The organism is Shinella sp. R2-11, assembly GCF_055330205.1.
In genome coordinates this window covers 322918-332119 of the sequence record NZ_JBVAPC010000006.1, presented here as the reverse complement: position 1 = coordinate 332119, position 9202 = coordinate 322918, and the positions used below count along the sequence as shown (strand labels likewise).

The window sequence follows — 9202 nt, the reverse complement described above, 5'->3', positions numbered from 1 at the left end:
GCCCCCGCAACCAATATTTTCCATCTTCCATAGACGTCCACTGACAGCCAAGAACGTCTACTCCTCCCGACCCATTTATCGCAATAACGCATGGAAAATCGCCTCAGTAGCGTCCATGGAAGTCTTTTTAAATCCACTGACAGCCACAATTTTTGTTGGTATCTTTCCAAAGAAATACCATTATAAATCAATCGTATAGTGGAATCATGGGATTTGAACCCGCAACCGCTGAAAATGTGGGAAATCACCAAGCCGCAGTGGATGTTATTGGCTGCGGCTGGAGCCTGGCGGAAGATCTGACCGGCGACTGATCTGATGGATTCGAGATAATCCAGTGCATCTTCGGCCCGGCGTTCCGCACCCAGTTGCCGGATCGTTTTACCGCAAAAAGCCGGGAGCAGTGTGTCTCTGCTCAGGGAGATCGTCAGCTTCCTGTCAGGCTGTATGAGAGTAGTTACGGAGAGTACGCGCAGCAAATCATGCAAGACAGCTTGCAGCTTCGGCGGCAATGCGGGTAACGTCACGGAACGCCCTATCTATTTGATAAGCCAACCTTATCCATCATTATAATGGAAAGACCGGCTGTGCGGTTTGTGTCACAATCTATAGCATAAACCGCGCATCCATTATAGGATGGCGGTCATGGATTCGCCCGTCGCCTCGCCCGGTTCCGCCCCGACGTTCACCCTATACCTATGTCACGACCAAACAGTTTCTCAACGCCTTCGGCATGGAGACGTTGCGCGATCTGCCCGACATCGAGGCGCTGGAGGATGCGGGGCTGCTTAGCCGGGATGCGGCTCAGAACGAAGTCGCCGCCTCGGAAGGCGTTGAAAGCGAAACGGACGTGGAGACATTACCTATCGAATGAAGCGGCGGTCAGGCGCATTGTCATCGGCATCGGGCTGACGAGTGTAGTCGAACGCCGTGAGTGATCGTAGCCGGTTGCAATGCACAGCCAGTTGTCGCTGGCGGCGACAGTTTGTTAAAGAGTTATATCGTAGAGCCTTTAGGCGAGAGTCGGAGTTAGGTTAGGCGTGGTATTCGAACGGGTCATCCATATCTCCAGCAGGCTGAGCGCGCCGTGATGAATTTTGTGAACGTCCATTCCGCTATGGACACGCAGGCAGGCGAGCCAGTCGCCTTCGATGAGACTAATGCAGTACGGGGGTTGGAAGAACGTCGCCAACTCGGGGCATTCTACACGCCGCAACGGCTTAGCGGGATGCTATCGGATTGGGCAATCCGGCGCGCTAGTGATCTTGTCCTCGAGCCCAGCTTCGGCGGTTGCGGATTCCTTGCTTCCGCTTTATCGACGCTGGCGCGCAAGGGGGCAGCTGAACCTGCGAAAAGAGTGTTTGGCTGCGATATCGACTCTTTGGCGTTTACCCATCTCTCAAAACTGTTCGACGGCCATCGCGACCTGGATGGATTCGTGCAGGGCGATTTCCTCGACTGTTTTGAAGTTGACGCTTGGCCGAGCAAATTCACGGCGGTGATTGGGAACCCTCCATATATCCCCCATCAACGCATTGGGAAGGAAAGGGTACGAGAGCTCTCCTCGCGCGTGTGGCCAGTAACAGGTGTTGGTGGTCGGAGTAGCCTTTGGGCCTATTTCATTTGGCATAGTCTAAGATTCATCGAAGTTGGCGGACGTATGGCTTGGGTTCTGCCCGGTGCGTTCATGCAGGCCGACTACGCAAAAGCGCTGAGGGATTATTTGCCGCGGCGCTTCGAACGCATCGCTGCATTCGTGGTACGTGATCGACTCTTCATTTCGGAAGGAACTGACGAGGAAACGGTGGTCTTGCTTGCCGATGGTTTCTTGGAGTCCGAGACAGATGGAAGGATGGCTGTCGGGATAGCTGCAGATCTTGAGGAACTCGAGAAGACGATCGCGCGATGGACTGAAGGCCTCTGGACTGGCGACTTAAGCGGCCCCAGCGCGGCTATCCTCAGCCTGACGTCAGCTGAGACAAAGCTGTTTTCGGCGGTGGCTTCTCACGAGAGCGTACTGATGTTTGGCAAGCTCGCCAAAGTCCAGATCGGGGTTGTTACCGGCGCAAACCATTTTTTCGTCTTAAGTCGCTCGGGCTTGGAAGCAGCCGGGATTCCCGAGTCGGTTTGCATCAAAGTGCTTTCGAAATTCAAGGCATCAGCGAGCATCGCTCTTGTTGACGAGGATTTCCAGAACTACGCTGCGGAAGGGGGTAAGACGTTTTTGATTTCCCTTGGGAAAGAAGACCAGTCTGCGCCGATCGAGAGATACCTATCGACCTTTGATACCAAGCGGCGCGAGGACAACAGCACCTTTCGCAAACGCGCTCATTGGTCTGAGACATATGATGGCAGACGTCCAGACGCTTTCTTTCCGGTGATGCATCACGATGGCCCGCGACTTGTGCTCAACGCGACCGATGGGACATCGACGAACACGATCCATCGCGTGTTCTTTCATGCTGCGGCAGCGTCAGCCAAAACGCGCAAGTTGGCCGCTGTCAGCATCTTGACGTCATTCAGTCAGATGTCGGCCGAGATCGTGGGGCGAAGATACGGATCTGGCGTTTTGAAACATGAGCCACGTGACGCCGAGCGGCTGCAGCTACTGATGCCTAAAGTTGGGACAGCCGAGTTGAATTCGGTGTTCAAAGAACTCGACCAATTGCTTCGGCGCGGAAGCCGAGTCGAAGCAGCCATGCGAGCTGACACCTTCATATATGAGGCTGCCGGCCTGACCTGGGCGAAGAAAATTTCCAGTGACCTTATTCAGGCTCTTGCAGTGGTGCGCCAGCGCCGCCGCCCTTGATCTCTATTTTTTCGGCTTTCGCACCCAACGATCACCCCACATTGAGCCCAGCGCCGTCGACTGACCGACGCGTAGGCAATCCGCGAGTATTTTTGCGTAGGCTTCGAAGCAGAGCTGTTGGAAGAGCTGAATCGATTTGCACCATGCGGGATCGTCGCGAAGGTGTTTTTTCCAAAGCGCCTCGAAGAAATTTGCGGAGATAACTTCGCAGAGTAGGGCGATTTCCATTGGTGGATGACACCAACGTGGTTCCTGGACGGGAAAATCCGTTGAGCGATGTCCCCGCGCATGACCGCCGAACTGCAAGTGGTAGGTCGGGCCACTCTGCCCCGCATTCGCCCGATCTACATGCCATCTTCCGATTGGATCACCGGCACGGTCAAACATCTCCAATGCGATATCGAGAGATTCAAATGGCGGATGTTGTTCGTCGATCTGAGCGACTTTAATTTTCGAAATGAGGTTGAGTTGTATGTCGTTACCGTCTTTGTCCTTAGCGCGAGCAAAAGAAATTGGCCGCGCGGGCTTAATTTCTAGAGACCAGGACTTTGACCTCTTCTGCTTGATTATATTCTTGCTTTCATCGGAAAGCGCCGAGCGACCTTCTTGAGTAAGTATACCGGCCAAGTGCAGCTTTTCCGCAATAACACTAAGAGCTTTTCCAGCTTCTTCCGCCCTGAAATCAGTCATTTTCCACCGTCGGCACAGCGCGTTCCATTCGCTGAACGTCGGCTACAAGGTCTTCATCTGTTTCATCTACTTCCAAAGGTGAGTTTAGATGCTTATAGATGTCTTTCTGAATGCAATCCCAGCAGATTCGCCTACGGGTTGCATATCGCGGGGCGCGAGGATCATAAGCAGCAAGCGAATGCCGAAGTTCCGCCGGACGACCGCATGAAGCACAGGCGAATACCGGATATTCGTCGACACTATCGTTCCAGGGGGACGCATTCGGCCTGATCGCCTTTCCTAGTGCATCGCTCAGTTTCGTTGCACGTTCAGCGGAGGTAAGGCCCGACGACCGATCCTCAAAGATCCTCTCGCTGAAGTCCTCGAGCCGTCCTGACCACCATCTGCGCCATCCATCTCCCAGAAGTCCAGTGTATGCGACGCCTTCGGCTTCCAGCACGGGCGCTATCAAATGAAAGTCTTCCGGATGAATACCGAGCATAGCACATGCCCAATGGTCGTCGATCAGAATGGCGGGCCTTTCGATCATGTTCCGAAGTAACTGGCGAACGATAAGATGCGGGGCCGCCGCGCTCTCGAATGAACGACGGAGTTCCTGACTGTCGAGCTGCTGGGTATCGAGGTCGTTTGAGCCGAGGATCGTCGAGATGTCGAACTTGCCGTCCATCTTTCGAAGGGTCTCGTATGCACGGGCAAGAGCGTTCAGTTCTTTTCTGACGCGATCCCGGTTTTCATTGACCTCTTCTTTCGAGTACACCTTATCGAATAGATCGTGGGCTGTCTTATCGGGATCGTATGCCGCCTTGAGCTTGGTTTCGTTGGAGACCAGCACGAGACTGAAATCGCCGGCGGGATTCGTGATAGCCACATCCCGGAGAAGCTGAGCTAGTCCGCTGCCTTTGTAGGTATGCCCAGCCTCAATACCCGCATCGACTTCGTCAAGCCTATAGTCAAGGGCAACCACATCCGGGTTACGTTCGCGGATAGCTAGGGCCTGGGCGGTCAAAGGACATACCTTTAGGAATTCGAATTCCAGTTCACCCGCCGTGCTCATGACCCCAGCGTAAGCCTCGTCTGCGTCGTCGACAAAAACGCCCTTATACATTGATTGCTGAAGTCCTATTTTGAGAGAATGCGAAATTCGATTTTGAAATTGTACCCTTGGCTTGGCGTGGCGACCGTGACGGATCCACCGTAACTCTCGGCGATATCTGATACGATTTTGAGCCCTAAGCCCGTGCCGGGTCCCGCGATTCCGTCCTCTTCCATGCTGGCGCTGGTCGTAAAGAACGGATCAAATATGCGATCCTTGATTCCTGGTTCCAACCCTGTGCCGTTGTCTTCGAATGCGAGCACTATGTCTTGGTCGATTTTCCGCGCAGATATCCTGATTTTCTTAGGATGGGCCTTGGCGCGTTTCATCGATTTTACGGCGTTAGTCAAGAAGTTAAGCAGTACAGCGTCGAACTCGGCCGAGTGCATCGCGGTAGTGCGGAGAGAGGGCGGCGAAATGTCGAGAAGGAATTCGACACCCTGCTTGGTCATGTAGTTCTTGAATTGTGCCACGAAACGTTGGACGGCCCCCCCTACCGATAGCTCATGCAATTCTCGGCTCTCGGTCTGCGAAAGCAATCCGGCGATGTATCCCCCGATATCGAAGACGCGACTTACTGCCTTCTGCAGCTCTGAGTGCTGATCCAAAAGCTTGGACTTCAAAACAGGATCTTTAGCCTCGGCAACGAGATCGTTCAGTAGGTGCAGGTTTGACACCAGCGCACCCTGTGAACCTTTGATCTCGTGACCAAAGACGCCAATCGAGATTCCGAGCGATGCTAGTATCCGTAGCATCTCCTCATATTCAATAGAGGCCGCTCGCTGTTGCTCAACGACCCGCTCGTATTCGACGATGAGCTGTTCAGCCTCGGCAAAGCTTTCCTTAACGTCTTCATCGACGTTTTTGTCTGGCTGCCCGGTAATAAGGCGCTCTCGGAAATCTCTAAGGACTTCTGAAGGCTTTTTCTGCTCGGGTACGAAGTTGCGCTCGCTCGCCTTCGTTTTTCGCTTGCGGACCGAGGCGATCCTCAGAGCGGCCCACTCCACCGCCCAGCGAGTAAATTCTCGTAGTTCGATAAATGCTTCGTTTTCAATCAAACCTTCTCGGCTGCTCGTCTCTTCGAAGAGCGATTCTGCCAAAGGTGGTATGCTAACCTGACCAAAAAAGTTTGAATTGTTGGCTGGGACAAGAATATTTCTGCGTGAGGTGTCGCCCGCTAGCTGGAGCCAGTCGTCGGCCGGATCGCCATACGGCTGCACGCGAAAACCATTTCTGTAAATTCTAATTCCACCAAATTCACGGCCCATCCGAGTCGCTTGCGGCGCGGACATCCCGGATAAGCTCGCGGAATTATAAATGAAATAGCGTGCTTCCAGCTTTACCGGACCCGTCAAGAGAAGTTTTTCGTCATACTCAGCCGTCTCGTCTAGCTGCAGTTTTTCCGATGTAACTCGCAGTGTCGCGAGTCCAGTCTCGTCAATTCTAGCCTGAATTGTCGCGAGTGCTTGGGAGAGAAAGGACTTCTCGATCGAAAACAGCTCTCGTTGGGCTTCCTGAGTAACGTCATTTATCTCCACCTTGAAACCGGGATCTGCTCTGTAGTTACCAATCAGGAGAGCGTGGGTATCGTCGGTTCCAACGGGGAAAGGAGGCTGGAGCAGCACTACTGCCCGCCATACCTTTTCGATATCCGCGGCTGACCACCGCTCGCGTAGGTCGTCGATTTGTAGTCGCGTGCCTTGATCTTCAGTGGGCTTTGCAAAGCGCTCTATCGAACTGAACACGTCCTGAAGCGAGGCACCCGCAATGAAGTCGCGGTCCCAGTCGAACTGAACCCGATAGCCAAACTCTTCACCCGCTGGCTTGGACACGAAAGTGAGGCGCTTTCCTAAGCGCTGCACAGAGAAGCGTCCAATACCCTTTTTACCAGCGCGAGCACGACCGAACACTGGGGAGGTGGGCTGGGTGTCTTTCGCGTTCGTTGATATCCGCATCCACGAGGACCGAATGACTTCCTCGGTCATCCCCACGCCATCGTCTTCGATGACGAGACTGCCGCCTATTTTATCCTGATTGCTGAATGTAAGCGTGACCTTGGTTGCGTCTGCATCGTAGGCGTTCTTGATGAGTTCGGAGAGCGCGGTTTCCTGCTTGCTGACAAGCTGCTCGCCGAGCCTTTGGATATGGGCCGCATCGACAGAGAATCGCACTCTGTCGGGATCGTCATCAACAAACTCCCGGCTGGCCGCTTCTATAAGCCGCCAATTCGGGATTTTCTTACTGATCTCAGCTTCGACGATCTTTCTCGGGTCAATATTGATCCCGTGATCCAGATCGCCGTCGTATTCTGTAGGGTGCTCAGCATGCGAGACTTGAAAGCTCAGGACGCCTTCCCGGTTTGTATCGACGTAGACGCCGTGGACGACAGTAAGCATGCCCGTGGATATTCCAGCGAAGACGCTAGCTGCGGTGATCAGCTCGACCAGTTCGTCTGCATTCCAAGCTTTTCGTATGTACCAAGTACCGCCCAAGCGAAAAGGGTAGCCAATGATCTCGTCTTCGGTCATTTTATTCACGTGAGCGTCGATCCTTGTTAGACCGTGTGCTTGAAGGCAGAGGTAGGAGGCCACGTTGATTAAGTGCGTTGAACCGGGCGTCCTATAGCAAGCTGTCATTTCGAAATTGCGATGCAGCTATTACTCCCCTCTGCGTTGCAAGCACGTTAAGGCTGTTGCCTCGGTATTTCAACCTTGGGCATCCACCAAACGCCAGCCTGAGTAGAGAAATACTGAAGTGGCTAAACTGTATCGCCTCGCCAAGTTCAAGAGTGATGTGCAAAATCGCCCTTTTGGCCGAGGAGGTAGATGCTCGGAAAAGGTTTAATTCGAGGCGGCAACAACTTAATGCTATGGTTGTTTAAGCTCCTCCAAAACGCGCGTATCATGCAGCAACGCAGCAGGACGTTGAGGTTGCGCGATAATCAGGGTGACAAGTACTACTCCCAGCATGGCTAAACCAGCCGCATAGAATATTGTGAGCCGTCGTTCGGAATTCGTTTTCCAGCAGAGGATTTTTACATCACCGCTCATTTGTGAGATCGTTGTGCCGAGGCCTATTCCCGGAATTCGGTCGGCGAACTCTTTTTCGATCGTGCTGGCGTGTTTAACCGCTCCTCGGAGGAAGATGTGGTACCAATATCGATCCATAAAAAAGAAGGCTAGCCAAGCGAAGCCGGCTGCGAGGACAAGCCCCACGCCCGCTGAAATCCTGACACCAAAAACATCCGCCTGAAGGCCCTGCTGATAGGTGAAACCCACCGAAGCGATCAGCGCGCCCACTACCGTTATCGCGAAATTCCTTATGCGCATTTCGAGATCATTAAAATGCTGCTGGACGTCGACGGTCTTCTTCCAGGTTTCAAGGGCAAATTGGGTTGCGGTTTTGTCATCAACGATTGCACTTGGCTTGAGATCGAAGGACTCGAAGTCGCAGTGAATAAAGATTTCAGCGAAGGAATCGTTCAGTACCGCGCTTGGCTCGAAGTCGTGGCCCTTTTCAACGATAGCCTTTTCACGCTGCACATCTTCCTCGGTCCAATGGGATACTTGCCTTAAAAGGTCGTATTCAGGGCGGCGCTGACTCTCGCCGTATTTCGCGTGAATGTCGAAGACACCGACATCGCGCGCCATCGCAACATCTTTGAAAAGGCTGTCTCCGACGTAGGCGCAACGATCGATCGTTGCGCCTACCGCTTTGATGATATCTAGCAACACGCGGGGATTTGGCTTGAGTTCACCCGGCGGAGTGTGGCGTGATTCAGTCACTTGCAATTCATAGAATTCCTCTGGAAGTCTTCGCATGCTGTCGACCGACACGCCGCTTGGCATATCGTGGTCCTCAGGACTGAACATTACATCTATTACACCGTCCAAGCCAAAACGCTTCAGACGGTACGCGCTATAAAACGCCATCGACTCGGTGTAAGCGACGATCTTGGTACCTTGGTCTTTGATCCGCCACAGGGATCTGAAAACGCTCGGGTAGAGTTTGAGGTTGAGATCCCGACCTTGCCGCGATAGTTCGATCGACTCTCGAAACTCTGCTCGGATGTCCCCGCGTTGACGCAAATCGGTAAGTGCTTCGATTTCCTCGAGAAGGAATGTGTATTCCGAGGTGCGACGTGTCCGATGCACGTTTCGAATGTCAGCCTGGATCTCGGCCTCAGCGCGGTTGGTCTTTTTTAGTATCTCACTATAGATCGGCGCAAAGGATGCGTACCAAACCGCGAACCAATCAAAAAGAGTGTTGTCCAGATCAAGGATGAGGGTATCGACGACTTTGCGCGGCACGAGATGCCTTTCAAAATTTATGGTGGCGCGGTTAGGAGCCAGAGCTAAGCACATTTGAGTGCGCCGGGTCGCAGCGCAACACCTCAGGACAATAACGTTGTCTGTCTGCTGATCATAGACCTACGTCGAACGAGCCGCTACGGAAGTAGGCCACTGCCATGCGCGGCAGTAAATGTAGGTCAAAGCGGCGAAGAACTGGCTGCAAACGATTTCTTCTACGCCCGGGGTTACGTTGGAGGTCGGGCTCCGTTTGACACGCATGCTCAGAATCCCGATTTGCCACGATGCTTGCAGCGCGGCCGA

General features: G+C 53.4%; 7 protein-coding genes. 2 read left to right on the top strand and 5 right to left on the bottom strand.

Annotated features, from left to right (window positions below):
* Nucleotides 1-524: hypothetical protein (locus tag ACZ1A1_RS17365; protein WP_463620884.1), on the bottom strand; the 524-nt coding region annotated here is incomplete at its 3' end.
* A 206-nt stretch (nt 525-730) separates the two neighbouring features.
* Here ACZ1A1_RS17365 and ACZ1A1_RS17360 point away from each other — a divergent pair.
* On the top strand, nt 731-871 hold the full coding sequence (locus ACZ1A1_RS17360) for a hypothetical protein (RefSeq protein WP_463620883.1): 141 nt from the start codon (nt 731-733) through the stop codon (nt 869-871).
* A gap of 216 nt (nt 872-1087) precedes the next feature.
* Nucleotides 1088-2806 carry an Eco57I restriction-modification methylase domain-containing protein gene (locus ACZ1A1_RS17355; RefSeq protein WP_463620895.1) on the top strand — a complete coding sequence of 573 codons (1719 nt, stop codon included), beginning with the start codon at nt 1088-1090 and terminating at the stop codon, nt 2804-2806.
* Between the two features lie 3 nt (nt 2807-2809).
* On the opposite strand, the gene ACZ1A1_RS17350 is transcribed toward ACZ1A1_RS17355, so the two are convergent.
* The 4 genes from ACZ1A1_RS17350 to ACZ1A1_RS17335 all read right to left on the bottom strand — a co-directional run bounded on the left by ACZ1A1_RS17350 (nt 2810) and on the right by ACZ1A1_RS17335 (nt 8899).
* Complete coding sequence (locus ACZ1A1_RS17350; RefSeq protein WP_463620882.1) at nt 2810-3496, bottom strand: hypothetical protein; 687 nt, start codon at nt 3494-3496, stop codon at nt 2810-2812.
* Nucleotides 3489-4601 (bottom strand): hypothetical protein, encoded by a 1113-nt coding sequence (locus ACZ1A1_RS17345; protein WP_463620881.1) that lies wholly within the window; start codon nt 4599-4601, stop codon nt 3489-3491. The genes ACZ1A1_RS17350 and ACZ1A1_RS17345 overlap by 8 nt, the downstream gene beginning before the upstream one ends.
* Before the next feature lie 14 nt (nt 4602-4615).
* The gene (locus ACZ1A1_RS17340) at nt 4616-7117 is read right to left on the bottom strand and encodes an ATP-binding protein (protein WP_463620880.1); all 2502 of its coding nucleotides are present in this window, start codon (nt 7115-7117) and stop codon (nt 4616-4618) included.
* 339 nt (nt 7118-7456) lie between these two features.
* A complete protein-coding gene (locus ACZ1A1_RS17335; protein ID WP_463620879.1) occupies nt 7457-8899 on the bottom strand; it encodes an HAD family hydrolase in 1443 nt (480 codons plus the stop codon).
* Nucleotides 8900-9202 lie beyond the last annotated feature (303 nt).

Coding starts and splice junctions, on each gene's coding strand:
- ACZ1A1_RS17345 (WP_463620881.1), bottom strand. CDS start 4,601: ATGTATAAGGGCGTTTTTGTCGACGACGCAGACGAGGCTTACGCTGGG.
- ACZ1A1_RS17360 (WP_463620883.1), top strand. CDS start 731: ATGGAGACGTTGCGCGATCTGCCCGACATCGAGGCGCTGGAGGATGCG.
- ACZ1A1_RS17350 (WP_463620882.1), bottom strand. CDS start 3,496: ATGACTGATTTCAGGGCGGAAGAAGCTGGAAAAGCTCTTAGTGTTATT.
- ACZ1A1_RS17340 (WP_463620880.1), bottom strand. CDS start 7,117: ATGACCGAAGACGAGATCATTGGCTACCCTTTTCGCTTGGGCGGTACT.
- ACZ1A1_RS17355 (WP_463620895.1), top strand. CDS start 1,088: ATGAATTTTGTGAACGTCCATTCCGCTATGGACACGCAGGCAGGCGAG.